Annotated in this window: 29 protein-coding genes; 6 read left to right on the top strand and 23 right to left on the bottom strand. The window is 57.2% G+C overall.

What is annotated here, in order from left to right:
- Both ACK4FF_RS15685 and ACK4FF_RS15680 read left to right on the top strand, forming a co-directional pair.
- Window positions 1–1517, top strand: a 1517-nt coding sequence (locus ACK4FF_RS15685; protein ID WP_409711324.1) for a methyl-accepting chemotaxis protein, incomplete at its 5' end; no start/stop codon positions are given.
- 229 nt (window positions 1518–1746) lie between these two features.
- A complete protein-coding gene (locus ACK4FF_RS15680) occupies window positions 1747–2784 on the top strand; it encodes a GGDEF domain-containing protein (RefSeq protein WP_409711322.1) in 1038 nt (345 codons plus the stop codon).
- Between the two features lie 6 nt (window positions 2785–2790).
- On the opposite strand, the gene ACK4FF_RS15675 is transcribed toward ACK4FF_RS15680, so the two are convergent.
- On the bottom strand, window positions 2791–2985 hold the full coding sequence (locus ACK4FF_RS15675) for a hypothetical protein (RefSeq protein ID WP_409711320.1): 195 nt from the start codon (window positions 2983–2985) through the stop codon (window positions 2791–2793).
- A complete protein-coding gene (locus ACK4FF_RS15670) occupies window positions 2982–3422 on the bottom strand; it encodes a MarR family winged helix-turn-helix transcriptional regulator (protein ID WP_409711318.1) in 441 nt (146 codons plus the stop codon). The genes ACK4FF_RS15675 and ACK4FF_RS15670 overlap by 4 nt, the downstream gene beginning before the upstream one ends.
- 300 nt (window positions 3423–3722) lie before the next feature.
- On the opposite strand from ACK4FF_RS15670, the gene ACK4FF_RS15665 reads away from it, so the two are divergent.
- Both ACK4FF_RS15665 and ACK4FF_RS15660 read left to right on the top strand, forming a co-directional pair.
- Window positions 3723–5780, top strand: a complete 2058-nt coding sequence (locus tag ACK4FF_RS15665; RefSeq protein ID WP_409711316.1) for a sensor histidine kinase — start codon at window positions 3723–3725, stop codon at window positions 5778–5780.
- Window positions 5768–6217 carry a PleD family two-component system response regulator gene (locus ACK4FF_RS15660; protein ID WP_409711314.1) on the top strand — a complete coding sequence of 150 codons (450 nt, stop codon included), beginning with the start codon at window positions 5768–5770 and terminating at the stop codon, window positions 6215–6217. The genes ACK4FF_RS15665 and ACK4FF_RS15660 overlap by 13 nt, the downstream gene beginning before the upstream one ends.
- A gap of 9 nt (window positions 6218–6226) precedes the next feature.
- Here the strand turns inward: ACK4FF_RS15660 and fliR are convergent, their stop codons facing one another.
- The 13 genes from fliR to fliF all read right to left on the bottom strand — a co-directional run bounded on the left by fliR (window position 6227) and on the right by fliF (window position 17632).
- A complete protein-coding gene (fliR, locus tag ACK4FF_RS15655) occupies window positions 6227–7024 on the bottom strand; it encodes a flagellar biosynthetic protein FliR (protein WP_409711312.1) in 798 nt (265 codons plus the stop codon).
- Entirely contained in the window at window positions 7017–7286 is a 270-nt protein-coding gene (gene fliQ, locus ACK4FF_RS15650; RefSeq protein WP_409711310.1) for a flagellar biosynthesis protein FliQ, read from the bottom strand. Before fliQ ends, fliR begins: the two co-directional genes overlap by 8 nt.
- A 19-nt stretch (window positions 7287–7305) precedes the next feature.
- A complete protein-coding gene (gene fliP, locus ACK4FF_RS15645) occupies window positions 7306–8064 on the bottom strand; it encodes a flagellar type III secretion system pore protein FliP (RefSeq protein WP_409711308.1) in 759 nt (252 codons plus the stop codon).
- On the bottom strand, window positions 8061–8477 hold the full coding sequence (gene fliO / locus ACK4FF_RS15640) for a flagellar biosynthetic protein FliO (protein WP_409711306.1): 417 nt from the start codon (window positions 8475–8477) through the stop codon (window positions 8061–8063). The genes fliP and fliO overlap by 4 nt, the downstream gene beginning before the upstream one ends.
- A gap of 37 nt (window positions 8478–8514) precedes the next feature.
- Entirely contained in the window at window positions 8515–8949 is a 435-nt protein-coding gene (fliN, locus tag ACK4FF_RS15635; RefSeq protein ID WP_409711304.1) for a flagellar motor switch protein FliN, read from the bottom strand.
- A gap of 18 nt (window positions 8950–8967) precedes the next feature.
- Window positions 8968–10017: a flagellar motor switch protein FliM gene (fliM, locus tag ACK4FF_RS15630; RefSeq protein ID WP_409711302.1), complete on the bottom strand. Its 1050-nt coding sequence runs from the start codon at window positions 10015–10017 to the stop codon at window positions 8968–8970.
- A gap of 21 nt (window positions 10018–10038) precedes the next feature.
- Window positions 10039–10554 carry a flagellar basal body-associated protein FliL gene (fliL, locus tag ACK4FF_RS15625; protein WP_409711300.1) on the bottom strand — a complete coding sequence of 172 codons (516 nt, stop codon included), beginning with the start codon at window positions 10552–10554 and terminating at the stop codon, window positions 10039–10041.
- A 137-nt stretch (window positions 10555–10691) separates the two neighbouring features.
- Window positions 10692–12242 carry a flagellar hook-length control protein FliK gene (locus ACK4FF_RS15620; RefSeq protein ID WP_409711298.1) on the bottom strand — a complete coding sequence of 517 codons (1551 nt, stop codon included), beginning with the start codon at window positions 12240–12242 and terminating at the stop codon, window positions 10692–10694.
- Window positions 12239–12691, bottom strand: coding sequence for a flagellar export protein FliJ (fliJ, locus tag ACK4FF_RS15615; RefSeq protein ID WP_409711296.1), 453 nt, complete (start codon window positions 12689–12691; stop codon window positions 12239–12241). The genes ACK4FF_RS15620 and fliJ overlap by 4 nt, the downstream gene beginning before the upstream one ends.
- A 22-nt stretch (window positions 12692–12713) precedes the next feature.
- Window positions 12714–14114 (bottom strand): flagellar protein export ATPase FliI, encoded by a 1401-nt coding sequence (gene fliI / locus ACK4FF_RS15610; protein WP_409711294.1) that lies wholly within the window; start codon window positions 14112–14114, stop codon window positions 12714–12716.
- Window positions 14107–14898 (bottom strand): FliH/SctL family protein, encoded by a 792-nt coding sequence (locus ACK4FF_RS15605; protein WP_409711292.1) that lies wholly within the window; start codon window positions 14896–14898, stop codon window positions 14107–14109. Before ACK4FF_RS15605 ends, fliI begins: the two co-directional genes overlap by 8 nt.
- Window positions 14885–15886, bottom strand: coding sequence for a flagellar motor switch protein FliG (gene fliG, locus ACK4FF_RS15600; protein ID WP_409711290.1), 1002 nt, complete (start codon window positions 15884–15886; stop codon window positions 14885–14887). The genes ACK4FF_RS15605 and fliG overlap by 14 nt, the downstream gene beginning before the upstream one ends.
- A gap of 21 nt (window positions 15887–15907) precedes the next feature.
- Window positions 15908–17632 (bottom strand): flagellar basal-body MS-ring/collar protein FliF, encoded by a 1725-nt coding sequence (fliF, locus tag ACK4FF_RS15595; protein ID WP_409711288.1) that lies wholly within the window; start codon window positions 17630–17632, stop codon window positions 15908–15910.
- A gap of 225 nt (window positions 17633–17857) precedes the next feature.
- Here fliF and ACK4FF_RS15590 point away from each other — a divergent pair, with 225 nt between their 5' ends.
- Together ACK4FF_RS15590 and ACK4FF_RS15585 are read left to right on the top strand one after the other, a co-directional pair.
- Window positions 17858–18181 carry a flagellar hook-basal body complex protein FliE gene (locus ACK4FF_RS15590; protein ID WP_409711286.1) on the top strand — a complete coding sequence of 108 codons (324 nt, stop codon included), beginning with the start codon at window positions 17858–17860 and terminating at the stop codon, window positions 18179–18181.
- Window positions 18182–18248: 67 nt separating this feature from the next.
- Entirely contained in the window at window positions 18249–19814 is a 1566-nt protein-coding gene (locus tag ACK4FF_RS15585) for a helicase HerA-like domain-containing protein (protein ID WP_409711284.1), read from the top strand.
- A gap of 10 nt (window positions 19815–19824) precedes the next feature.
- On the opposite strand, the gene ACK4FF_RS15580 is transcribed toward ACK4FF_RS15585, so the two are convergent.
- The 8 genes from ACK4FF_RS15580 to ACK4FF_RS15545 all read right to left on the bottom strand — a co-directional run.
- Window positions 19825–20571, bottom strand: coding sequence for a flagellar brake protein (locus ACK4FF_RS15580; RefSeq protein ID WP_409711282.1), 747 nt, complete (start codon window positions 20569–20571; stop codon window positions 19825–19827).
- On the bottom strand, window positions 20568–20849 hold the full coding sequence (locus tag ACK4FF_RS15575; protein WP_409711280.1) for an EscU/YscU/HrcU family type III secretion system export apparatus switch protein: 282 nt from the start codon (window positions 20847–20849) through the stop codon (window positions 20568–20570). The genes ACK4FF_RS15580 and ACK4FF_RS15575 overlap by 4 nt, the downstream gene beginning before the upstream one ends.
- Complete coding sequence (locus ACK4FF_RS15570) at window positions 20842–22140, bottom strand: flagellar hook-length control protein FliK (RefSeq protein WP_409711279.1); 1299 nt, start codon at window positions 22138–22140, stop codon at window positions 20842–20844. The genes ACK4FF_RS15575 and ACK4FF_RS15570 overlap by 8 nt, the downstream gene beginning before the upstream one ends.
- Window positions 22141–22174: 34 nt before the next feature.
- A complete protein-coding gene (locus tag ACK4FF_RS15565) occupies window positions 22175–22528 on the bottom strand; it encodes a flagellar protein FliT (RefSeq protein ID WP_409711277.1) in 354 nt (117 codons plus the stop codon).
- A 29-nt stretch (window positions 22529–22557) separates the two neighbouring features.
- Window positions 22558–22947: a flagellar export chaperone FliS gene (fliS, locus tag ACK4FF_RS15560; RefSeq protein WP_409711275.1), complete on the bottom strand. Its 390-nt coding sequence runs from the start codon at window positions 22945–22947 to the stop codon at window positions 22558–22560.
- Between the two features lie 108 nt (window positions 22948–23055).
- The gene (fliD, locus tag ACK4FF_RS15555; RefSeq protein ID WP_409711273.1) at window positions 23056–24702 is read right to left on the bottom strand and encodes a flagellar filament capping protein FliD; all 1647 of its coding nucleotides are present in this window, start codon (window positions 24700–24702) and stop codon (window positions 23056–23058) included.
- A gap of 31 nt (window positions 24703–24733) precedes the next feature.
- Window positions 24734–25072, bottom strand: coding sequence for a flagellar protein FlaG (locus tag ACK4FF_RS15550; RefSeq protein ID WP_409711271.1), 339 nt, complete (start codon window positions 25070–25072; stop codon window positions 24734–24736).
- A 140-nt stretch (window positions 25073–25212) separates the two neighbouring features.
- The coding region (locus tag ACK4FF_RS15545; protein ID WP_409711269.1) for a flagellin at window positions 25213–25787 on the bottom strand (575 nt) is incomplete at its 5' end.

The raw sequence follows: 25787 nt of genomic DNA, 5'->3' as shown, positions 1-25787 counted from the left end.
TTGACGCGGTGAACAAGATGATTGCGGATGCGAACATGTTGAGCAAAGCTGCGGTGGATGGACTGTTGTCCACCCGTGCAGACGCCAGCCAGCACGAAGGCGACTTCCGCCGCATTGTTCAAGGTGTGAACCAGACGCTGGACGCGGTGATCAACCCGCTGAACGTGGCGGCGAACTACGTAGACCGTATTTCCAAGGGTGACATTCCCGAGAAGATCACGGACAACTACAACGGCGACTTCAACACCATCAAGAATAACCTGAACACCTGTATTGATGTGGTGAACAACTTGGTGTCTGATGCCAACATGCTGGCCAACGCAGCGGTTGAGGGTCGTCTGGAAACGCGAGCTGATGCAAGTAAGCATCAGGGCGATTTCCGTCGGATTGTGATCGGTGTCAATGAGACTCTGGATGCCGTGATCGCACCGATCGAGGAGGTCAAGAAGGTCATGGCTGCTGTGGCGCAGGCCGATCTGTCGCTGAAAATCACCACCTTGTATCGAGGGGACTTTGATGAATTGAAAGTGGCTGTCAACAAGTCAGTGGACAGTTTGTCCAGCGCGATATCAGAAGTTAGGTACGTTATGGATGCCGCAGCCAACGGTGACATGAGCAAAAAGGTAGAGGGCCAGTATTCTGGTGAATTTGACACGCTCAAAAAGGCGGTGAACAACACGGTTAGCAGGTTGTCGGCCACGATTGACCAAGTGAGGGCTGTCGCTTCAACCCTGGCCAATGCTGCTGATCAGGTCTCGACAACTTCAATGAGTCTGAGTCAGGCGTCCAGTGAACAGGCTGCGAGTGTAGAGGAGTCCAGCTCTTCTGTTGAAGAGATGACCGCTTCAATACAGTCAAATGCCCAGAGTGCCAATGAGACCAGGGATATGGCCATGAAGGTCAGTGAAAAGGCGAACAGTGGTGGGGTAGCCGTGTCTGAAACCCTGGCCGCCATGGAACAGATCGCCTCGGAGATTTCCATCATCGACGACATCGCCTACAAAACTAACCTGCTGGCCTTGAATGCAGCCATTGAAGCAGCCCGTGCCGGTGACCATGGCAAAGGCTTCGCCGTGGTGGCTGCCGAGGTCCGAAAGCTTGCAGAGCGGTCGCAACAGGCGGCGTCAGAAATCAGCAAACTGGCCCAGAATTCTGTGAAAAAGGCCCAGCATGCAGGAGGCTTGCTCGATGAGATCGTGCCGGCCATTGAAAGGACTGCCACTCTGGTGTCCGAGATCGCTTCTGCCTCTAAGCAACAGAGCCTGGGCGCAGGTCAGATCAATGACGCGATGGGCCAACTCAGCCAGTTGACCCAACAAAATGCGGGGATGTCAGAGGAATTGGCTGCGACTGCTGAATCACTGACTGGAGAGTCGAACAATTTGCGCAAATTGATTGCCTTCTTCAAAACGGCCGATTCGAATCTGAAGGAAGCGGAAGCGGCTGGTGTGAAAACCAGCGTTAGCTCCAAGCCGCTACCTGACGCACCCAAAGTGGCAGATTTCGAACGCTTCTGACACATTGGTCACATTTTGGTCTCACAGAAGCCCCGCCCCGAGCGGGGCTTTCTGTTCTGTGGTGTTTGCGCCATTGACCGAACCCGCTTTGTCCTCCCCAATTCGCTTCACCCTAGAATAACCCTGTCGAGTGGTGGTATTTGGTGAGTGAGCAGTTCACCATCAAAGTGAACCCCGGCCTCAGTGCGGCCTTCCTTTTGCCCGGTCTTTTCCCCTCACGGAATGGAATGTGTTCATAGTCAGCGACAATTTTGATCGGGGCGATTCCCTGGCTCGTTCCCGGCAACGCATGCTGTTTTCAGGCCTAGCTGCGCTGGCCCTGTTGGTGCTTGCCAAGCCCGGTACCTTGTCTGGGCAGTGGCCCTTGCAAGTGTTGTTCTACGGTCTCTTGTTGTTCTTTCTGCTCAGCGCCCTTCAGTGGCAGGCCCTGTCGGAACGCCGAGCCAAGGCTGCGCGTTACGAGCCTGTGCTCTACCGGCTTGACTTGCTCATGGTCAGTGCCGCCCTGTGGATTGCACCCGAATGGTTTGCCTTCACTGCCCCACTGATCTCGGTCATCGCATTGGTCAGGGGGCTACGCTACGGACCCCGTTCCCTGGGTATTCATTGCGGTCTGGGTTTTGCGGTGTTTGTGCTGCTGTATTTCACTGTGCCGTTTTGGAAGGGGCAGGGGGCTTTGCTGCTCACCAACCTGTTTTTGCTCACCGTTTTGCCCTTGCACTTTTACACAGTGAGCAAGCGCATGCATGAGCATTCCCGGTCGCTGTCTGAGGAAAATCTGAAAGACCCCCTGACCCGCGTCATGAACCGAAGGGCGTTGGACAATGCACTGTGGGTGGCCCTGTCTGACCGTAACCCCTTCGTGTTGAGCTTTCTTGACCTGGATCATTTCAAACGCGTCAATGACAGCCTGGGCCATGCCATGGGGGACAAGCTGCTCAAGCGCGTGTGCGCGCGCCTGATGTTGCGCATGCGCAACCAGGACACGCTGTACCGGCTTGCCGGGGACGAGTTTGTGCTGTTCAGCCCGGGCCAGTTCAAGCCCGACATGGCCGAGGCCCTGGGCAACCGAATCAGGGCGGCGGTGTCCGAAGTGGTGGGCTACACCTGTCCGGGAATCGGGGTGTCAGCCAGCGTCGGGGTGTTGGTTGTGCGCAACATGAATGGGCTGACGCCTTCGCAATTGATCAAATCAGCCGATGAATTGATGTACAAGGCCAAAAAGGCAGGCAAGGACAGGGTTGTGGTCCACATCCTTCAGACTTGAAAGCATTTAACCCGCTTCGATCCTGTCGCACAGGTTTTTCAGCTTCTTGCTGTGCACGTCCTCGCACAGGGCTTGGCGGTCATCCCGCCAAGTTCGCACTGCCTTTGTGGCTTGAACCACGACCAAGGCCAGGAGGGTGATGGCCGCCAAAACCCAGACCAATCGCTGGATACCCCGGAAAAACTGCTGTCCGTACATCATGTTTCCAGATTGTCTGCCCCAAGCAGGCCGATGACACGGCCTAGAACAGCCGCGATCTGGTGTTGCTCCCAAGGCGCCAGTTCGGTGAAGTGGTGGCTAAACACCCGGTGAAGGCTGGATGGCGCCTGCCCCAGCTCCTGCCGGCCCCGTTCGGTCAACACCACTTCGAGGCGCCGTTTGTCTTGACGGCTGCGAATTTTTTGTACCAACTCGCGGGATTCGAGTTTTTGCAGGATCACCGTGGACGTTACCGGGGACAAACCGAGCGCCCGCGCCAGTTCCCCGGGTGAAATACCGGGGTTGTCCTCAACAACCTGCAGGGTGTGCAGTTCCGAGGTGGCCATGTCAGCCCGCTTGGCCAAAGCGCGCGAATCGGACTCGGTGGCCCGAATAATGCGCCGCAATGCGACCAGGCTGTCTTCAAGTGCGTTGGTCATCAATTTACCCTGTGAATCATTAGGGCAAATTTTAGGCATTCCGTGAAATTTTTCATCATTTGGGGCCGTGGTTAGAATGAAACCCCCAAAACCCCCTGAATGGGGTAGACCTAACCTTACTGCTTGCCACAGAACACTAAATGTTTTGAAATGTGTGTTAGTCATAGTCAGGGAATGTCAACATGGCGGGGCCACCTAACCTCCTGTTCAGGAAATGCATCGGGTGCGGCCTTGGTGAAACCCACCGATGGTGTGCTCTAAATCCAGCCGGAGTCGTGGCCTGCTCCTGAAGATATTTCCATGACGCATTCCCTGGCTTTCCTCCATCACGTGAACAACGCGTGGACCTTGATGTCAGAGGTTCACCTCAGCGCTTTTCTGCTGGGTTTTTTCGCATCGCTCCTGCTGCTGGCTGCGGGCATGGAAATTCGCCTGGCTGGGTTCAAGCGCCCCGCGGAGCGTTTCAAGCCCTTTGAGTTCACCGCACAGGTTTCCCGAGCCGTGGCCATCTGTGTGATCAATGCATACCTGGCGGTGACCTTGCCCTACAGTCACCCGGTGGTCTGCTCCATTCCAGGATACCTCGTGGTTATGGTGCTGTCCTTGGTGCCCATCCTCTTGACCGATGCCATTCTGAAGGCCTTGCGGGATCGCTTGCTTGTCTTCAAGGCCGTATTTGCTTTGTTGGCCTTCTCCGTGTTGCCAGCGCTTCACTTGGCTTATCGGCTGCTTGGTACAGCAGACACGATCGTGGCCATACACTGGGTTCCCCTTTTGGCCTCGGCTTTGGCTTTCAGTCTGCTCAATCTCTTTTTTGCTGAGCCACTTCGAATGTTGTTGTGCGGTAAACGTCCGCCCGTGCTCAAACGTATCCGCATGATTTTGGGCTTTGCTGTGGTGAACAGCCTCAGTGTCATCATGGTGTCAGTGTTTGTCCAATTCGAACCGACAGTGATGATCAATCGGTCCCCTCTGGTGTGGTTTGACGAAGAGTCCTTCTTGACGGTCCTGAATGCCTTGACCGGATTGATGGTGACTTTTCTGATGGCTTATGTGTATGTGGCCCACGACCGCGCTGTGTTGGTGCTTGAGGCCAACAACGAAGCACTTGAACAGCAGAATGAGTCGGCGCTGAACAAAATTGAGGAAACCCAGGCAAGGTTGAACAAAGCCCGCGACAAGGCCCGGCAACTGGAATTGGAAATCGAAATGGCCCAAAAGGACCATCAGGTTTCTGTGGAGGGCTTGGTGGCTGCCTTGGCATCCCTGGAGGACGGGATGTTTGAATGGGACCTTGAACAGGACACCCTGAACCTGAGCAAGAACTGGCGGCGTACCCTGGGCCTGGAGACTCAGCCAAAAAACGTACCGGTGAATGTGTGGCGCCAATGTATTTTGGGTGAAGACCAAATTCAACTGAACAAGGCCATGCAGGTGTGCCTGACGCAGCCTGCGTCAAGCCACATCACCCAGTTCCGCTATCGCACCCCCTATGGTGCCTTGCTCAAGGTCGAGCTCCGTATTGTCGCTGTGCGCAACGCCTACGGCTTGCCTAGCAAGTTGGTTGGCGTTCTGCACGACCGCACCCACGAGATGGACCTGGAGTTGTCGATTCGTGAGGAGTTGAACGAGGAAAGTTTGTTGTCCAGCCGCAAGTCTCAGTTTGTGGATTACTTGTCCCATGAAATTCGCACGCCGATGACGGTGATCGGATCGGCAAAGGCGTTGATTGAAAGCAGCCTGATGAATGGACAACACGAGACGCAGCGCCTGATGACTTATGTGGACCAAATCGGTTTTGCGCTCAAGGAATTGCGTGCACTCGTGGATGAAACCCTGATGTTCATGGGCAGTGGATTCCACCGCAAAAACCTGAACATCACCGCCGTGAATGTGGAGGACACGCTGTCCGAGTTCTTCAGGGCCCACAATCACATTCGTGGGTCACATGGCCGCTTGGAATTCAATTTTCACGCCAATCTGACGGATGGTGATTTTTTCTCCGACGAGTACGCGCTGAACCAGGCCATGCGCCAGTTGGTCACCTATTGCCAGCATCGCGAAACCCATGTGGGCCGAGTGCACGTTAAGCGCACTCCGTCAGAAGGGTTGCGCATCGATGTGGAGTTGCTGAACTGGCCCGCATGGCTGGGTACCAACACTTTGCAGGAGCGTCGGCAGGCCAATACCCCGGACGGGTTAATCGCTTTCAAAGATGAACACCTGCCTTTTTCACTGCTGCTCACCAAGCGGGTGATACGAATTATTGGTGGCCGACTTATGATCATTCGGGAGGAAGACGCTACATGGCTTTGTGTGGATCTGCCCTCGCTGAAGGAGGATGCATGCCCCGCGTGATGATCGTAGAGGATCAGGAACTAATTCTGGAGAACGTGGCGCAATTACTTCGATTGTCAGGCCTTGATGTGGTTGAGGCATTAGACGGGTCGATTGCCTATGAATTGCTTTGTCAGTTTCGGGATGACCCGACGCAGCGCCCAAAGCTCATCATCAGTGATTTGATGATGCCCATCATGGACGGTTTTGAATTGCTCAGTCTGGTGCGCAGCGACCCGGTGTACGAGCAGGTGCCCTTCGTGCTGTTGACTGCCCGAAGCGATGTGTCAGACCTGAAGAAGGCGCTCACCTTGGGTGCCAGCGAGTACCTGATCAAACCTTTTGAAGTGGAAGAATTGATGGCGGTGGTTACAGACCAGCTCAGTGGCACCGCTGACCGCGGCAAAGGCAACCTGGGTGGGCTGATTGCTCCAGTGTCCGATTTTGAACTGGAATGATGGCCTGTTTCAGCGGGCGGTGGGGTTCAATACCGACACGTTCAGGATGCGTTCCATGGCGGTGTCGATGCCCGAGATGAAGTAGGGCAGGCCCATCAACAGCACCCACAAGCCCATGCCGATGGTGATGGAAAAGCCGATGGACATGATATTCAACTGCGGGGCTGCCCGGGCCAGCATGCCCAGTACGATGTTGCAAATCAGCACCGCGGTCAGCACCGGCAAAGCGATCTGCAGGGCCAGCATGAACATGATGCTGCCGGCACTGGCAATGTTCTGGGGGTTCACCACATCCAGGTTGCTGCCAATGGGGATTAACTCAAAGCTGTTGACGACGGCAGCAATCACCAGCAAGTGCCCGTCGATGACCAGAAAGACGAGTGAGGCCAATACGCCCAAAAAGCTACCGATCAGGGGTGTTTGACCCCCTCGAACCGGGTCCACAAACATGGAGAAGGCCAGGCCCATCTGAAGGCCCAGTAAGTCGCCAGCCATCTCAAAGGCGGCAAACACCAGGCGCATGCCAAAACCCATCGATACGCCAATCAGAATCTGCTGCAGCATGATGGGGATGGCTTGCGCTGAATTCAGGGTTTGGGGTGGAGGGGGCAGCAGCGGCATCAGCAGAATTGCGATGAGGGCAGCCAAGCCCACCCGCAGGCGCCGCTGAATGGTGCGGTTGTCGAACACCGGCGCGGTGCTGAGCATGGCCAGTACACGCAGGAATGGCCACACAAAGCTGGCGATCCACAACTCAATCTGCGCGCTGGACAGGGGAATCACAGACTCAACCTGCCTGTCAGCCAATCACATTCGGAATGTTGCTGATCAGGCGCTGGGTATAGTCCACCAAAGTGGACAGCATCCAAGGCCCAAGCAGCAGCAGTGTGGCAAAAATACCCAGAATTTTTGGGATGAACGACAGGGTCATTTCATTGATCTGCGTGGCGGCCTGCACAATGCTGACGACCAAGCCCAGCACCAGTGCAACCAGCAGCAAGGGGCCGGAAACCAGCAGCATCACTTGCAGGGCTTCCTGTCCAAGGTTCAGTACGGTTTGGCTGTTCATGGGCGGGCCTTTGTGGGAATCACACTTCGAAGCTGGCCACCAGCGAGCCCACCAACAGGGTCCAGCCGTCTACCAGCACAAACAACATGATTTTGAAGGGCAATGAAATCAGCATGGGCGAGAGCATCATCATGCCCATCGACATCAACACGCTGGAGACGATCAAATCGATGACCAGAAAAGGCAAGAAGATCATGAAGCCGATCTGGAATGCGGTTTTCAGTTCGCTGGTGACAAACGCGGGGATGAGCACCTTCAGCGGCACCTGGCTGGGCTGCTCCAGATTCTCCACCTTGCCCAGGCGCATGAACAGGGAGAGGTCGGGTTCCCGGGTTTGCTTGAGCATGAATTCCTTCATGGGGGCGGCGGCCCGTTCGGTCATTTCCGAGAATTCAATCTGCTTTTGTGTGTAAGGCACGTAGGCGTTCTCGTACACCTTGTCCAGCGTGGGGGACATGACAAAGAAGGTCAGAAACAAACTGAGCCCGATGACCACTTGGTTGGGTGGAGAGTTCTGCGTGCCCAAAGCCATGCGCAGCAGCGACAGCACAATGACGATGCGGGTGAAGCCAGTCATCATCAGCACCACGGCGGGCAGGAAACTCAGGAACGTGAAAAAGATCAGCGTCTGGATGGGCACGCTGTAATTGGTGGTGCCCCCTGGGCCGGGTGTGGCGGTGATGCCCGGCAGCACTTGCTGCGCCAAGGCTGGGTGGGCCCACAGCAGCAGGCTCAGCCAGGGCAGCAATTTCACGAGGGTGTGTGTGGTGCTTCTCATGATGCTTTCGCTTTGCCTGCTTGCACTTTGTTGAGCAGCTTGGCGAAAGTGGCTGCGGGGTTGGCTGCTTCTTCCACGGTCAGGCTGCCCGCAGGCAGGGTGTGCAGGGTGTTGATGCTGTGGGCTGTCATGCCGACCACCAGCCAAGTGTCGCCCACTTCAATCAATGCGATTTTTTCACGCGGCCCCAAGTGCGACATGGCGATTACTTTGTAGAAGCCGCCGCGCTTGCTTTGGGGGGCAAGGCCCGCGCGTTTGAGCACCCAGGCCAGGGCCATGAGCAGGCCAAGAACGAAAAGCAGACCCAGTGTGGTCTGGACCAGATGGTCATTGGGGCTGGCCTGCTGGGCCGTTTCAGCCCATGCAGCCAAGCTGGTGCCGCAAAGCACCAGCGCTGACAGTTGTTTCAACATTCCCACCCGCGAGGCTTGTAATTTTGAATAGTGTACTTCAGCGGTTGAGTTTTCGCAGCCGCTCTGACGGGGTGATGATGTCGGTCAGGCGGATACCGAACTTGTCGTTCACCACCACAACCTCACCTTGGGCAATCAGATAGCCATTGACCAGCACATCCATGGGTTCGCCCGCCAAGCCATCCAGCTCAACCACTGAGCCTTGGGCCAGTTGCAGAATGTGTTTGATGGGAATCTTGGTTCGCCCCAGTTCAACGGTCAGTTGGACGGGAATGTCCATGATCATGTCAATGTCATTGGGCCCCCCGGCGCTTTGGCTGGCCCCAAAAGGCTGGAACAGCCCGGCCGCGGGCTTCGCTGCGGGCTTGTCTGCCGCTGGGGCTGGAGGTTCCGTGGCTTGAGCTTGCTCGGCCAGCGCGGCGGCCCAATCGTCTGCGGGGTCGGTCATGACTTGTTCCTGTGTGTCTGACATGGTGGGATTCCTTCGGGCTTACTGCTCGGTCTGTGGTTCCTGGGAGGCTCTGGGCTCCCGGGTCAGCAGGTCCTGCAAGCTGAGTTGATCGGAGTTCTCCTGGGCAACGGCCAGCACTTCTTCAATGCGCAAGGCGTATTGGCCTGTGCTGGTGCCGTAGGAGCAACTGAAAATCGGGACGTTGTCGACCTTGGCTTCAACGCGTTGATCAATGTCGATGGGAATGACATCGCCCACGCGTAGCTCAAGAATGTCGGAGATGGCCAGTTGTGTGCTGGCCAGTTCGGCCACCAAGTCCACTTCGGCCATTTGCACCTGTTTTTTCAACATGGACACCCAGCGTTTGTCGGGCTCGGCCTGGTCACCCTGCATGCTGGAGTACAACAGGTCGCGGATCGGCTCCAGCGTGGCGTAGGGCACACACACGTGGAATGAGCCGCCACCGGCCCCCATCTCGATGGAGAAGGAGGTGGTGACCACAATTTCCGAGGGGGTGGCAATGTTGGCAAATTGGGTGTGCATTTCCGAGCGCAGGTACTCCGGTTTCATCGGAAAAACCGGGGCCCAGGATTTCACATACTCTTCACGTACCACTTCCAGCATGCGCGAGATGATGCGTTGCTCGGTCTGGGTGAAGTCACGCCCTTCAACGCGGGTGTGGAAGCGGCCGTCACCACCGAACAGGTTATCAATGACCGCGAACACCAAGCTGGGGTCGAAAATGAACAAGGCATTGCCGCGCAGCGGCTTCATGGACATGATGTTCAGGTTGGTCGGCACCACCAGGTTGCGGATGAATTCGTTGTACTTCATGACCTTGACCGGCCCGACGGAAATTTCGGGGCTTCGGCGCATGAAGTTGAACAAGCCAATACGGATCAACCGTGCAAAACGTTCGTTGATGATTTCCAGCGTGGGCATGCGCCCGCGAACGATCCGTTCCTGTGTGGCCAGGTTGTACGGGCGTATGCCATTGCCGCCGTCAGCGGCTTCTTTGGTTTCTTCCTCGCCGTTGACCCCTCGTAGCAGGGCATCAACTTCGTCTTGACTGAGAAATTCCCCGGGCATGTTGGCTCCGATCGGTGGTGCTTATTGAATGACAAACGAAGAAAAGTGGACATCCCGTATGCCACGGGTGGGGTCCTTGGGGTCGCCTTTAATGGTGACGCGCGCCAAGTCCACCAATTCATCCATCAGTTGTTGTTTGCCTTCAATCGAGGTCAACTGTTCCACGGTCTTGCCGGAAAGCACGAGCAGGATCCGGCTGCGAATTACAGGCGTGTAGGTTTTCACTTCTTCGGCAATCAGCGGGTTGCTGGTTTCATAGGTGATGCCGATTTGCAGGTAACGGGATTGGTCAGGCGCAGCGAGGTTCACCACAAACGGATCAAGCACCATAAAAGCTGGCGGTGTGTGGGGCACTTCATGCTTGGCTTCCTCTTTGTCCTCAGCAGGTTTTTTCAACATGAGGAATGCGCCTGCACCGCCACCCACCAGCACCACGAGAGCCAGCACAAGAATGATGATCAGCTTTTTCTTGGATTTGCCTTGTGGCTGCTCGGCTGGAGCATCCTCTTTTTTGGCAACCGCTGCGACTTTGGCCATGTCGACTCCCGAATCCTGTCTGTCATGAGTTGAGTTTCAGGAACCATTGTGCCGATCTGGTTGCCGGAACAATTCGGTGAATAAGGCCCGGTTTGCGGCCCAATTGGGCCTGCCCGGGCAAGTTTTCCGGGGCTGGGTCAGGCAAAAAGGTCCACGCCACCCTGTCGGGTGGTTTTGGGGCTGGCCGTGGCACTTGAGCTGTCGGCGATGGCGCCAGTGCCTGTGCTGCTGGAATCATCAGGCTGGCGTCCACCCGCTTGGCCACGGCTTTGACGGGAGTCCGAACCTTGCTGCCGTGCAAACGCGGAAGGGTCTTGGTTTTGGCCCGACAGGCTGTTTTGGGCAGTGCTGGTGTGCACCTGTACTTGGTTGAGTTGCACGCCGTTGGCGGCCATGACGTCTTTCAGGCCCGCCACGGCTTGTTGCATCACATTGGTGGCGTTGTCGTCCTGAGTGCGGATCACCAGTTGCCATTGTTGGCCCTGTTGAACCAATCGCAAATTCATGGGGCCCAGTGATTCCGGGTTCACGCGGATGTCCACCATGTTCATTTGCCGGGCCAGGGACCATTGAACGGTCTGGCCCAGTTCCTTGGCGAAACCAGGTTGGTTCACTGGGGTTTTCAGCTCAAGCGCTGGGGTGTTGCCCCGCGCGTTGATGGTGGTTGTTTGTGCCTGGCCCAAATTGGCAGCTGTGAGGCTGGCATCAAGCGGTTGCTTGCCCGCTGTACTGGTCACTGGCAAGGCCAGTTCGGCATCAGTCTCTGTGGTTTGGCCGCGTTGTTGCGCGATTTGTGCAGCCACCAACACATTGCGTGCGTCCATGGGGGTGGCGCTGACGGGGTTAACCGCCGGTTGGGCCGCGTCCGTGGTCGCTTGGGTGCTTCCATTCGTGTTGATGGTCGTCAACACATCAGTGGGTAGTGCCCGGGCTTTGTCAGGCTTAGCCAATTGGCTGGGTTGTTGGTTCTCTTTGGCTTGCAAACCGCTGCCAGCCGGGCCTTGGATTGTTTGGCCCAAGGCACCCGGGCCAACGGCACTGCTGGCTGCTTCAGAAGCGGGCACCGCAGCGCTGATGTTTTGCGTGGTGCTTGGTGGTGTTGTGGACAGGCTTGCAGGGGTGTTGCCATTGGCAGAGTCAGCCGACTGGGTAGCTGCATTGTTGCTGCCTGGGTCTGCAGGCTCGGCGGTGCCGGTGCGTTGGCTGTCCTTGCTGGCAGTGGTACCGCGTTGTTCGGCACCTTGTTCTTGCGCGCCGGTGCTTTCGGTCTCGGGGTTTCGGGCCTCTGGCCTGTCGGCTCCCCGGGGTTGGCGGTCGGCTTCGCGTGCCTTGGTGCCTTCAACAGACTGGGGCCGTGCGGCCTCACCTGCGCGTGTGCTGTAATCGGTTGGGGCAGGGCGGTTGGCGGTTTGATTGCCCGAATTCAGTTGCTGGCTCCACAGGGCAGCCTGACTCATCTCGGCATTCAGGTTGCGCAGTGCAGGTTCCTTCTTGGGGCGCTCTTCATCCTGTGGGCTGTTCAGGGTCTTGTCCAGTGTGTCCCATGGTGATCGGCCTTGGCCCATGGCCTGGGCGAACAGGGCGTTGAAGCCTGTGTCGGTCTCTCGGGCCTTGTTCTGTTGAACCTGTGCCTTGCCCAGGCTGGGCATTGAATTGCTCTGCGTGGCTTTCAAGGGGCTGCTGCTCACTGGGTTTCTCCCGCGGTGTTCACCCGATGGATGCGGGCGGCAAATTCATCATTCATTTTCTGGTCGCGCTTGGCTTCACGGTGCGCTTGCTTTTTGGCTTCGCGGTCGAGCAGGGCCTCAAACTTGCGCTGCTGGGCCAAACAGGCCTGGTAGTTCTGTTGCTGCTGTTGCAGCGTCTGTTCAAGAAAAACCAATTCCTGCCGTTGTTGTTGCAAGGCATGGTCAATTTTTCCAACAAAAGCCTGCTGGTTGCCCCACAACGCCATGCTGACGCTGCTTTGCGCCGCTTGGCTGTGAAGTTTGCTTTGGCAGTCGCCTTTGTAGTGGTCCAGCATGGCGAGTTTTTCCTGGCCTGTGGCAATGCGCTGGCGGGTTTCCGCCTGCGCCTTGGCCAGTTCGTCTGCTTTCTTGCGCGCCTGCTCAATCAACAGATTCAGTACATTGCTCATGGTGTCGCATCAGTATTGGGGTTCACTGGCTGTTGTATTCCTTGGGGAACAAGGTTGCCAAGCCGGAAAGCGCCTCGTCATAGTCGGCACTTTCCAACATTGACTGCTGAAGCAGTTTTTCAATCTGTGGATAAAGTGCCAAAGATTGGTCCAATTGCGGGTCTGCCCCGGGGGCGTAAGCACCTACGGTGATCAGGTCGCGGTTACGCTGAACGCGTGAGAACGCTGCTTTAAGCTGTCGGGCTGCGTGCAGGTGACCCGGTTTGACGATGTTGTGCATGGCCCGTGAAATGGACTGCTCAATGTCGATGGCGGGGTAATGTCCGCTTTCCGCCAGTTGGCGGTTCAGCACGATGTGACCGTCCAGTATGGCGCGGGCCGAGTCGGCGATCGGGTCTTGCTGGTCGTCACCTTCAGTCAGCACCGTGTAAAACGCGGTGATTGAACCGCCGCCGGGGCGTCCATTGCCCGCACGTTCAACCAAAGCGGGCAGTTTGGCGAACACGCTGGGCGGGTAGCCCTTGGTGGCCGGTGGTTCACCAATGGCCAGGGCAATTTCACGCTGGGCCATGGCGTAACGGGTGAGTGAGTCCATGATCATGAGCACGTTGTGGCCTTGATCGCGAAAGTGTTCTGCCACGACTTGGGTGTAGGCTGCGCCCTGCATGCGCAGAAGCGGGCTGACATCCGCTGGCGCAGCAATCACAACGCTGCGTTTTAAGCCTTCTTCACCCAGAATCTGTTCAATGAATTCCTTGACCTCGCGGCCACGTTCGCCAATGAGGCCAACCACCACGCGGTCTGCTTTGGTGTAGCGGGCCATCATGCCCAGCAACACCGATTTACCCACGCCCGAACCTGCCATGAGGCCAATGCGTTGGCCCCGGCCCACGGTCAGCAGGGCGTTGATGGCGCGCACACCCACGTCCAGCGGTTCGTGGATGGGGTCTCGTTCCAGCGGGTTGATCGGGCGCGCCGCCAAGGGGCTGCGTTTGTCAAACTGCAGTTCGCCCAGGTTGTCCAGCGGGCGGCCTGTGCTGTCGATGACTCGGCCCAGCAGTTGATCGCCCACAGGCAGGTGTTTGGTTTTGTCTTCGGGCCGTCGCCATGGGTGTGCATGTGTGCCCAGTTTGGGCACCATGGGTGGTGGCTCGACAGGCGATACCATGGCCCCGGGAGTCATGCCATGCACGTCGGTGGTGGGCATCAGGAACAAGCGTTCGCCTGAAAAGCCAACCACTTCGGCCTCAAGCGGCGGCACACCGCGCTGGGTGACCATACACACGCTGCCCACGGGCAGTTTCAGACCCACAGCTTCCATCACCAGACCAGCCACGCGGGTCAGTTTGCCGGTGGGTTGCAACACGGGCGTGTATTGAACCAAATGCTTGCATTCATCCAGCCAGTCCAGCAGGTCAGCCATGGTTGGGTTTGCCTTGTTCTGAAGGGGTTAGGGTGGCCTTGTTCAGGTCTTCTGCGGTCAGTGCTTCCTGTTGACCCAGGGTTTCCATGATGCGGCCCCAGCGTGTGGACAGGCTTGCATCAACAGCACCTTCAGGATGGCTAAGCACCACCCCGCCCGGCAGTTGGTTGGGGTCGCTGGACCACTTCAAGGCCCCAAAGGCAAGGTCGTCGCGCAGGTGGTTTCGCAATTGCGTGAGCGTGGCCGGGTTGGCTTTGACGGTCAATGACTGAGGGTCCAGGGCCAATTGCTCCACCAGTTCCTGGACCAGCACCGCCGCATGCTCGGGATGCGCGTGCAGCGAGTCCGCCAATACCTTTTTGGCCACCATGACGGACAACTGAACCACCTTGTCGGCCAAAGTGCGCTTCAATGCTTCAAATTCTGCCGCCATTTGCGTGGTCAATTCAGACAAGGCATGGCGCTCTTGAGCCGCTTCGACCCATCCAGCGTCATAGCCTTGCTCTCTGCCCTGTGCGAAGCCCTGTTGGCGGGCTTGGTCTTCAAGTTCGTTCAGTTGCAGTTCCCGGGCCAGCAAGGCCTGTTCACGAAGGCTGAGTTGTTCTTCGGCCGGGCTCGAGGGAATTATCTTGGCTTGAAGGTCGGGCAGGCCGGGGCGGTCCCGGCTGATTTGGGTGAGCAGGCGGTCAACCGGGCCTTCGAAGGCTTCCCCCAGCAGTTTCACGGACCACTGCTGAAACTCGTCGGCCTGTGCACCGCGAATGATACGGTCAGACGAAGGCATCTTCGCCACCTCCACTCAACATGATCTGGCCTTCGTCGGCCAGCTTGCGGGCCACTTTGAGAATGTCCTTTTGCGCGGCTTCCACTTCAGACAGGCGCACTGGGCCGCGTGATTCAAGGTCTTCCTTGAGGGCTTCAGCAGCGCGGCTGGACATGTTTTTGAACACTTTGTCCCGAATGGCTTCGTCGGCGCCTTTGAGGGCGATGACCAGGGCCTCGCCGGGCACGTCGCGCAGCAGGGTTTGAATGCCTCGGTCGTCCACGTCCAACAGGTTGTCGAAGGTGAACATTTCGTCCTGAATGCGTTGGGACAGTTCGCTGTCGTATTCGCGGATGGTGTCCAGCACGGCCTTTTCGGACATGGTGCCCACGAAGTTCAGAATTTCTGCCGCAGCACGTACACCGCCCAGCGTTGTTTTCTTCAGTTTTTCGCCACCGGCCAATACTTTGGACAACACGTCGTTCAGTTCCAGCAGGGCATTGGGTTGAATCCCTTCCAGGGTGGAGATGCGCAAAATCACATCGGAGCGGAGGCGTTCCACAAACAGGTTGAGGATGGCGGCAGCAAAGTCGCGTTCAAGGTGCACCAGAATGGTGGCGATGATCTGCGGGTGTTCGTTTTTGATGAGCTCGGCCACTGTGCCGGGGTCCATCCATTTCAAACCTTCAATGCCTGAGGTGTCGCTGCCCTGCAAGATTCGGTCGAGCAGGAAACCGGCCTTGTCTTCACCGAGGGCGCGGGTCAGCACACTTCGGATGTAGTTGTCGGAATCCAGCCCGAGGGCACTCTGGCTTTCAGCCATGCCGATGACTTCACCGGCAATGTCTTCAATCCGTTCCTTGGGCACGTCCTTGGTTTTGGACATTTGTTGTCCCAGTTTTTGAACCTCTTTGGGGCCAAGGTACTTGAATACTTCAGCCGCCTCTTCTTCGCCCAGGCTGAGCATCAAGATGGCGCCTTTTTGTAAACCCAGTTCGCTGTCTGCCATGGTGTGCTTCTCCTATGTGGTTCAGGCGTTCTGGATTTCGCCGTTGACCCAGTTCTTGACGATGTTCGCCACAATCTGGGGGTGTTCCTTGGCCAGCTGGCGCAGTTTCTCCAGCTTTTCCTGTTTGCTCATGCCGTTGTCGGGCAGGGCGCCTTCACGTTGCAGTTGTTCGAGCAACTCCAGGTCGCTGTTGCCATCGCCGCCCACTGTGCTGGCCAATGCGGGCCGGCGTTGGCCCGGCAGCAGTTCTGGGCCTTCGTTCAGTTCTTCCAGTGTGGGGGCCTTGAGCATGGGGCGCAGCAGACCAAACACCAGAATGGCAGCCACCAGGGCGACACCCATGGGCAGACCCAGTGACTTGAGCAGGTCCATGGTGTCAGGTTGCGCCCACAGCGGTGTTTCTTCTTCAGCCACTTTGGTGAAGCCTTGGTTCACGACATTGATGCTGTCACCGCGTGATTCGTCAAACCCAATGGCCTGTTTCACCAGATTTTCCAGTTGGGTCAGCTCTTCGGGGGTGAGCGGCACTTGACGTGATTCGCCTTTTTTGTCGGTCACTGTTTTCAGGTTGACGACCACCGCGGCCGTGAGGCGTTGAATTTTCCCAACCTGTTCCTTTTTGTACTGCACCGATTTGTCCACTTCATAGTTCACGGTGGAGTCTTTCCGGCTGCTGGTTTTGCTGTCCCCTGCGGCGGCATTGTTGGGGTTCTTCAGTGCATCCTGAGGGTTCTGGCCAATGGGTGCCGTGGTGGCCCCCGGAGGTTGGTTGGACATCGTGCCCGGTACGCCACTGGGGTTGGTGTTGGTGCCGTCCTTGGTTTCGCTCAGCTGTTGGCTGCGAATGGTGGCTTGGGCGGTGTCGCCGTTGGGTTTGTAGATTTCGTCGGTGCGTTCCTGGGTGGAAAAGTCCATGTTGGCGGTCACGGTGGCCCGAACGTTGTCGGCACCGAATACCGGGGTCAGAATATTGACCACACGGCTGGACAGGTTGTTTTCCACTTGGTTTTGATAGGCCAACTGGTGAGGGTTCATGCCGGCTGCTGCAGGTTCGGTGTCGGTCAGCAGGTGGCCGGTTTGGTCGACGATGCTGACGTCTTTGGGGCTCATGCCGGGCAGGCTGGACGACACCAAGTGAACAATGCCGTTGATCTGCGATTCGGTCAGCGAGCGGCCACCGTACAGGTTCAACACCACGGATGCGCTGGGGGACTGTTTTTCGCGAATGAAAATGGAAGGCTTGGGAATGGCCAAGTGAACCCGTGCGCTTTGCACGGCAGACACCGATTGAATGGAACGCATCAACTCGCCTTCGAGTGCGCGCTGATAGTTCACCTGTTCCTGAAATTGTGTGATGCCCAGTTTTTGATTGTCCAGCGCTTCAAAGCCGCTGACCGTGCCTTTGGGCAGGCCTTGGCTGGCCAGGGCAAGCCGTGTGTCATACACCTTGTCGGCGGGCACCAGAATTGCAGTGCCCGAGTTGTTGAACTGGTAGGGCACTTTCAAGTTGGTCAGGGCCTGGGTGATTGCACCGCCGTCCTGGTCGTTCAATCCGCTGAACAGCACTTTGTAGCTGGTCTGGTTGGCCCACATCAGCAGGGAGGCCAGCAGCGCGATGACCAAAGGCACGCCCACCAGAATCCCGATTTTGTTTTTCTGGGGCAATTGGGAGAAGCGTCTTTGAAAATTGGCCAGCGGGTTGTTGCTTGTTGCGCCAAGGGTATCGGCGCTCAGTGCGTCTGCCATACGAGTCCTGTGGAGTCGGTTCATTCACAATTCATGGAGATGATTGTGGTGGGTCCACAGGGTGGTGGATCGGGCAAATAGCGGGGTTAACGGCGGTCATTTTGAAAACTGTAGGGTTCACCCCGCATTGATTTTTTCAATTGGCTTGGCTTTTCCGGTCTGTTTGATTGATCGGTGTATCGGCTTTCAGGTTAAAAATGCGCAATCAACCCTCAGGAGCCAGGAATGATCAATTCGCTCAATGCAGTAACCGGGGTGCTCAGCAGTGCCGTGACCGATGCGCTACAGGGTGCGACCAAAGCGGCCCCAGCCCAAGGCGCGGGCAAAGCCAGTTTTGCCGATGCCATTGCACAGGCCCTCAAGAGCGCCAGCGATGCGTCTGACAAATCAGCGGACCTGAACCGGCGTTTGCAGATGGATGACCCTTCAGTCAGTGTGGAAGAAACCGTGATTGCGATGAACACCTCATCCCTGCAATTCACAGGAATTGTTCAGGCCCGCAACAAGGTGCTGCAGGCCTACAACGACATCATGAACATGCCGGTTTAAGCCGGGGTAATCGCAGGGCTGTGGCACAATCGGCGGGAAACACACGTCGCCGAGGATGCCACCAGCCATGACAGACCTTCTTGCTTTGGCCATGACCGGCCAACCGGGCCAAGCCCGCCCCTTGGGCATTTTGCCCGCCCTGGCCAACCGTCACGGGTTGATCACCGGTGCGACTGGCACTGGCAAAACAGTCACCTTGCAAACCATGGCCGAATCGTTCTCCCGAATCGGGGTTCCCGTATTCATGGCCGATGTGAAAGGGGATTTGACCGGTTTGTCACAAGCCGGTGTGCCTACTCCCAAATTGCTGGACCGCCTGAAAGCGCAGGGCATGCCTGTGCCCGAATTTGCTGCCTGCCCAGTCACTTTGTGGGACGTGTTGGGCGAGCAGGGCCACCCCGTGCGCGCCACCGTGTGTGATATGGGGCCTTTGCTGCTGGCCCGTCTGCTCAATCTGAATGACACCCAGGAAGGTGTGTTGAACCTGGTGTTCCGTATTGCCGATGAACAAGGCTTGGCCTTGCTTGACCTGAAGGACTTGCGTGCCATGTTGCAGCATGTATCCGAGCATGCCCGTGATTTCACAAGTTCCCACGGCAATGTGTCGGCTGCGTCCGTGGGGGCAATACAAAGGGGCCTGCTGACGCTGGAAAACCAAGGGGCAGACCGGTTTTTCGGCGAGCCCATGCTCAACATAGAAGACCTGATGCAGACCGACTCCTCGGGCAAAGGGGTGGTGAATATTCTGGCGGCCAATCGCTTGATGGCCGCCCCCAAGTTGTACGCCACATTCTTGCTTTGGTTGCTCTCTGAACTGTTTGAGAACCTGCCCGAAGTGGGGGACCGCGAAAAGCCGCGCATGGTCTTTTTCTTTGATGAGGCTCACCTTCTGTTTGCTGACGCGCCGAAAAGCCTGATTGAAAAGGTGGAGTTGGTGGTCCGCTTGATTCGCTCCAAGGGTGTGGGTGTCTACTTCGTGACCCAAAACCCCTTGGACATTCCGGACAGTGTGTTGGGGCAGTTGGGGAACCGCGTTCAACATGCCTTGCGTGCATTCACGCCCAGAGACCAAAAAGCGGTCAAAGTGGCGGCACAAACCATGCGACCAAACCCGGCCTTGAACATTGAAGAGGCCATCATGGCTTTGGGTGTGGGTGAGGCATTGGTGTCTTTTCTGGATGCCAAAGGTGCGCCTGAGGTGACTGAACGTGTGTGGATCAGCCCACCAGCCAGCCAGATTGGCCCAGCCACTGCAGAGCAATGTCAGACGCTTTTGAGCAATTCCATGGTGGCTGGGGTGTATGAACAGGCCATCGACCGTGAATCGGCTTTCGAGCTGTTGCAGGCCAGGGCGCAACCATCGGCGGCGCTGAACCGTGAACCTGCGCAAGGGGCTGGCAGCAAACCCGTCAGCACCGGTGAAGTGTGGGGGCAGGGCGGGGGTGAAAGCTTTGGCGGGCTGGGCGATGTGCTGTTTGGGCAGCCTGCCGGCAAGGGGGCCCGAAGCCGCGACAGTGTTGCCCAGTCCATGGCCAAAAGTGCAGCCCGCGCGGTGGGCTCCCAGATTGGGCGCGAGCTGGTGCGCGGTGTGCTGGGTTCCTTGTTTGGCGGGGGTGGACGCCGCCGCCGTTGACCCTTCTGGCCTAGGCCAGTTGCTGAACGGTGCGCAAGCGCCGTTCACAGGACAGCAAATACCGTTGTAAACGCCGCTCACCGCCCCGCTCGAGCAGGCTCATCTCACAGCCCAATTGAACCATGTCCGGGTCATCCTGGGTCGGTTTGCTGTTTTTGATTTCCAAGCGCACCAGCATGCTCGGTTCACCGTCTGGCAGGCTGAGCCGAACGTTGCGCATCTCCTGCCCCACTGCAAATTCAGGCTTGTGGCGCATCAGCAGTCCGCAGCCGGCCAGGCTGATGTCCAATAGGCTGGGGGACTCCGCCAAGCCCGGAATTTCAACTTTCACTTGTCGGTTAATTTCCGAGTCAGCCATGACGCGGAAGTAGTTCCGGCGCTGCAGACGAACCACCGACTTGGGCAGTTTCAGTTGAATGGCATCAGCACCCTCATAGTTTTGGCGCAACAAACCCAGTCCGGAAAACTGGATTTTCACGCCATCCGGGAAGCTGACCAGTGTGTAGGGCGTCTGAGCGCCGCAGTTTTGCACCAGGCCTTTTTCGTAGGGTGTGCCCAACCACATGAAGCCACTTTTCCAGTCGATGCCCAGCACTTCACTGACAAAATACTGGTCAGACGGATGAACGAAGACATACACCTCGTGTTCGTCATCGAGCACGGTTTGAATCAGTTTTCGAACCATGGGTTCGGAATGAACGGCGAATTCTTGGAGGGCCGAGGGATCGGCGTCGGGAATGATGGCCGGGTTGATCATGATGACCTCAGTTCTTTTTGTTCGACTTGATACACCCAGGCCAGCAGTTCTGCGATGGCCTGATAAAGGCCGGGCGGAATCTGCTGATCAAGGTCCACATTCATGAGCAGGGAAACCAGTTCCCGGCTTTCATGCACAAATACACCCGAGTCACGGGCCTTTTTAATGATTTGGTCCGCAATCAGCCCCTTGCCCTTGGCCACCACCTTAGGGGCGCCAGAGTTTTCGAGGTAGGCCAGTGCCACAGCCTGTTGTGGACTCATTTTTTGCTCAGCCATGATTGCTATCCTCCACAACGACCTGGCCGTGGCTTAAGCGCAAACCTTGACCCGCCATCGCGTCCTGGAAACTGCGCCAGTGGCGGTCCAGGGCCTGTTTGCCCTGCTCGTTACTGGCAATCTGTACATCACAATTCGACCCTATCATGCGTATTCGAACCTGCAACACACCCAAATGTGCCATGTCCAGCTTCAAGCGTGCCACCCAGGGCCGGTTACCTTCCTGCTCTCCCGCATCGCTGGGCTGTTCACCATGCTCGTCAGGCTGAATTTCGATGTCCACAGGCCGCCCGAGCAGGCCCTGAAGCTGGAGTTCAATGCGTTGTTGGTCCAGCACAGCCAATTGCGCGTTGACCATACGCCCCGATTGGGCGACTGCTGCAGCGTTGAGGCCTTGTTCCTGAATCACCTGTTCTTGGGTGAATTTGCTTTGGGGTTCAAGGGCCAGTTTGTCTTGGCTGCGTTGCCCCAGTGCCCATTGCTGCAGGTGGCTTTCGTAAAACAGGCCGCTGTTCTCTACAGCAGAGCTGACCTGTGCGGCCAAGGCGCCCGTCACAGCCGGGTTGACGTTCAGGCTCACTTGCTGAGCCCCAGTCGATCCGTTGCTTGCAGCACTGCCACGGTTCAGCGTGGGAAATGCCATGGCAGCTTTTTCCGGGCCGTTGTTGGTCAGCGCAGCAAAAGGATTGGTGTTTGCAGCGCTTGATTGCCAAGGGGTTGACAGAGCCGGGTTCTGGCTGAGTTGTTCAAGGCTCAGCATGACCCGTGTGGACACTTGGGTCGGTTGGTTCTGGGTCAAACGTTCCACGAGTCCAATTAAACGTGCACCTTGGGACAGTCTGTTAATCAGGCTGCCTGACTCTTGGCCGTCGGCCTCTTCGTCGGTGTTGCTTGTTGCAAGGGTGGAAGTGGGGGTGGCCCCGGGCCGAACATCCTGGGTTTTTTTGCCTTGTGCGGAGTTGACCCCCAGATTGCCCGTTTCATCCATCAGGGCAAAACTGACGGTCACCCATTCGCCCGCAGTCAAGGTGCGCCCTGACGGAATTTTCACCGCCAGCGCTTGGCCATTCACATCCAGCTCGGTCAGGTCCCCAGGTCCACTTTTCAGAACCCGAACCAGGCTGGTTTGACCAGCCAGTTGCTGGGCTTGGGGCAGGGGTAATTGCCGGGTCAGAATGGCGACCACAGGTGCCACGGGCCCTTTGTCTGCTTGAACCCGGTCGCCCGGGTTGGCATACGAGAGTGTATTGACTGAGGGCGGATTGCTGGTGCGGATCGGGGTCATGACCATGGTGATGAAACCCTACCGCGCAGTGGTTTGCCGTTTAGTTCGAGCCGTAGGAATTGGACAGCCGCTGGTTGTTGTTGGCAGCGCGCAGGAATTCCTCCAACTGACGAAGGCGTGGTTCGGTGATGTCACGAATGGCGGCATCGTCTGCCAGAATTCGTTTCAGGTATGCGATGTGTGTGCTGCGTTCAGCGTCATTCAACTGAATCTCCTGCATCGCCTTGGCGTTCTGCAGTTCGTGGATCAGTTTGGAGCACTGTTCTTCAGCCTCGCACAGTCCGTCCCAGTCGCCTTCCTGTGCGGCCTGCAACATGGCCTGGCTCTGGTTCGCGATTGCTGCGTACAGGGCCATGATGGTTGCGTTCAGGTTGTTGTTGAGCATCGTACCCATGTTGTCCTTCTCGTGTGGGGCCAGTTCGGTCATTGTGTATTGGCTGTTCCAATTTCCAGCCAGGCACTGCGCAGGTCGTCAAGCAAGCCCATGCATGCGTCGAGTCGCTCGACATTGTTTTGCACGTTGGCCAGCACAATTTCCTTGCAGATGTATTCGTACAGGTTGCGCAATTGAACAGCAAGCTCGCCACCGGCATTCACATCCAGCGCTGCGGTCAAGCCGTCGGTCACAATGCGCAGGGCCTTGTCCAGATAACGGCCTTTCATTTCGGTGTCATTCATTTCCATGCACACCCGTGCTTTTCGCAGGGCTTCAATGGCACCGTCATACAGCATGACAATCAGCCCATGGGGCGATGCACTGTTCACCCCGGTTTCCAGGCCCACTTGGGCATAGGCTTTCGCGCCGTACATCATGTTGCATTCACCTGAAAAGCGTTGTTCTTGATCATGTTAACGGCGCTGCTGGCTGTGGCATGAATTCAATAACAGGGGTTTTTGTGCACTGTTTGGTTAATCGGGCTGTCAACCGCTGGACAGGGCAGAGAGTTGAGCGCTCAGGTAAGAACTGGTCTGTTTCATGCTCGAGAGCATGCTGTCCAGGGCTGTGAATTGGGCCCGGTAACGTTTTTCAACCACATCCAGACGCAGGTTAATGCGGTCTTCCTGGGTTTTCAGGTTGGTGATGCGCTTGTTCAGTCCGTCCGTCCTGGACGCCAATGCACCGCCCTCTGCATTCAGGCTGTCGATCCAGTCGCTGAGGCGGTCGGCCAGCCCCCGGCTGAATGTGACTGTGCCCATGCTGCCTGTCTGGCCTTCCACCACGGAAAACTGCAGGCCTTCGGAGGCATCACCGGTGGCCCCGGTGATCACATTGTCGATGCCTGTACCAGCCGCTCCGTTGATGGTGCCGACGATGTTCACACCCGGGCTGCCTGCACCGGTGATGTTGACTGCATAGGTGCCTTCCTGGGTTTTGGAGGTGGCACCCAGGTATTTGACTCGGGCGTCACTGGCCACGCCGGTGCTTGAAAATACTTTTTCAAGAATGGCTGGGTCTTTCGCCAGTGCTGCATCGAGTTTGGTCTTGTCCAGCGACAAGGTGCCTGACTTGTCAAAGCTCATGCCAATGTCGCTGAGGGTCAAACCATACGCCTGCACACTGTCGCGGAGAATGTTGCGCAAACCACGTTCAAGGCTTGAAGGTGTGGTTTCTTTGGACAGTGTGGCGTCTTTTTGTTGTTGATCTTTCAGGTTGCCGCGTATCTTGTTGTAGGCCGATACAAAAGCATCCAGATTGGTTTTAACCGAACTGTCGTCCAGCCCGACGGTGACGGTCACTGGGCTTGTGGTGACCTGTTTCAGGTTCAACGTCAGGCCATCCACAGCATCGCTCACGTTGTTGGATGCTTTGGTCACCGCCAAACCGTTGATGGTGAAATTGGCATTCTGCGCCGCTTGCAGGCTGGTGGCGTTTTTGCCACTGCCCGCCGTGGCAGTGGGGTCATAGGCCAGCATGGACAGCCCGCTGGTGTTGGTGTTGTTGCCATCGTTGTCGGCCACGGTCAGGCTGAAGCCGTTTTCAGCACCGGTGTCTTTGCTGGTCAGCACCAAACGCGCACCAGTGCCATCATTGATGATGCTGGCAGTGACACCCGCATCGGCATTGTTGATGGCCTGTTTAATCCCTTCCAGCGTATTTTGCCCTGGGCCGATGGTGATGGCCACAGGGGTTGCTCCCGCTTTGGGCGTGAAGGTGTTGGTGCCGCTGTTGTAGCCGCCCAGGGTAATGGTCAAGGTGCCTTCGCCCACGGTGGTGTTGGCATTGGCCACCGACGGTGCTGCAATGTTCTGCGCGCTGGCCAACTGGCTGACCGACAGGCTGTAAGTGCCCTTCGTGGCGGTTGAGCTGGCTGTGGCCCCGATTTGCGTGTCCGCGCTGGATGTGGCCTTCATCGGGTTCAGCGTGCTCATTTTGGTGAGCTTGTCTGCGGCGGTCTGTAACTCGGAAAACGAGTTTTTGATGATGCCGTAGATGGAAATCTTGGTGTTGATGGAGGTGCGTTCAGTGCTGATCTTGCTCAGTGGCTGACGTTCAGCAGACATGAGGGAGCTGATGATGCTCTCTATGTCCAAACCTGAACCCACGCCAGCGGATGAAATACTTGCCATGACCTCGCTCCTTCAAACCTGCGGCCCTTGATCACGCTTGGGTAGACACCAGTACACCCTGCATTTTCTCAATGGCCTTTGCAATCTTCAGCATTTCCACGGTGGGAATTTGCCTCAATACTTCCTGTGTCTCTTTGTCGACGACCTTGACAACACGTTCTCCACTGTCAGGGTCCACCGTGAACAGCACATTGGACTGGCTGCTCTTCATGGCATCGTTGGCCTTGGCCACAATGTCCAGCACTTCACTGGTACTCAGTTCAGCCTGAGGGCCCATCAGGGGCTGGGCAGCGGGTTGTGCGGGCGGCTGTGCACGCTCCGCAGGTTGCGGTGGCGTGGCCGACTTGTCCATTGATATCGACATACTCATGGTCGTCACCTTCGCAGTGTATGGGGCCATTACGCCCCCTCATGTCTTGATTAACGGTTGCTTTCCGGGTTTTCTTTAGCGTTGCAATGCACAAAGGCCACCTGTTTAAGGTGGCCCGAAGGGTGGGGTTGTCCGATTGCTTACTTCAACAGGCTCAGCACGTTGTTGGGCAACTGGTTGGCCTGTGCCAGCATCGCGGTGCCGGCCTGCTGCAGAATCTGCGAGCGGGTCAGGTTGGCCGTTTCCTTGGCAAAGTCCGCGTCCATGATGCGGCCACGGGCTGTGGACAGGTTCACGCTGGACAGGTCGGCAAAGGCCGCCACCTGCTCCAGGCGGCTTTGGCCCGCGCCCACCACCGCACGGATGCCGGTGATGTCGTCCAAGGCCGCGTCAATCGAGGTCAGCGCGTTGGCCGCGTTGGCCACAGCCGTGATGTCACCAAAGTTGGTGGCAATCGCACCGGCGGTGTTGCCGCCCAGAATGCTCTGCAAATCGTTACCACCCGCTGCACCGGTGTCAGTCAGGTTCAGGGTCAGGGTGTCGGTGGTGGCGTTGCCAGTGCCCACCTGGAAGGACAGGCTCTTGTTGGCGGCCGCAAACACCGAGTTGCCGTTGAAGGTGGTGCCCGTGGCAATCCGTTCCACTTCGTTGGCCAGTTCCGTGTATTCACGGTTCAGGTTCACACGGTCGGTGGAGTTCAGGCTGCCGTTTTTGG

The sequence above is a fragment of the Limnobacter sp. genome (assembly GCF_046297615.1).
GTDB lineage: Bacteria > Pseudomonadota > Gammaproteobacteria > Burkholderiales > Burkholderiaceae_B > Limnobacter.
Note: the sequence above shows the minus strand (reverse complement) of the source record. Positions and strands in the feature narration are given on the sequence as shown.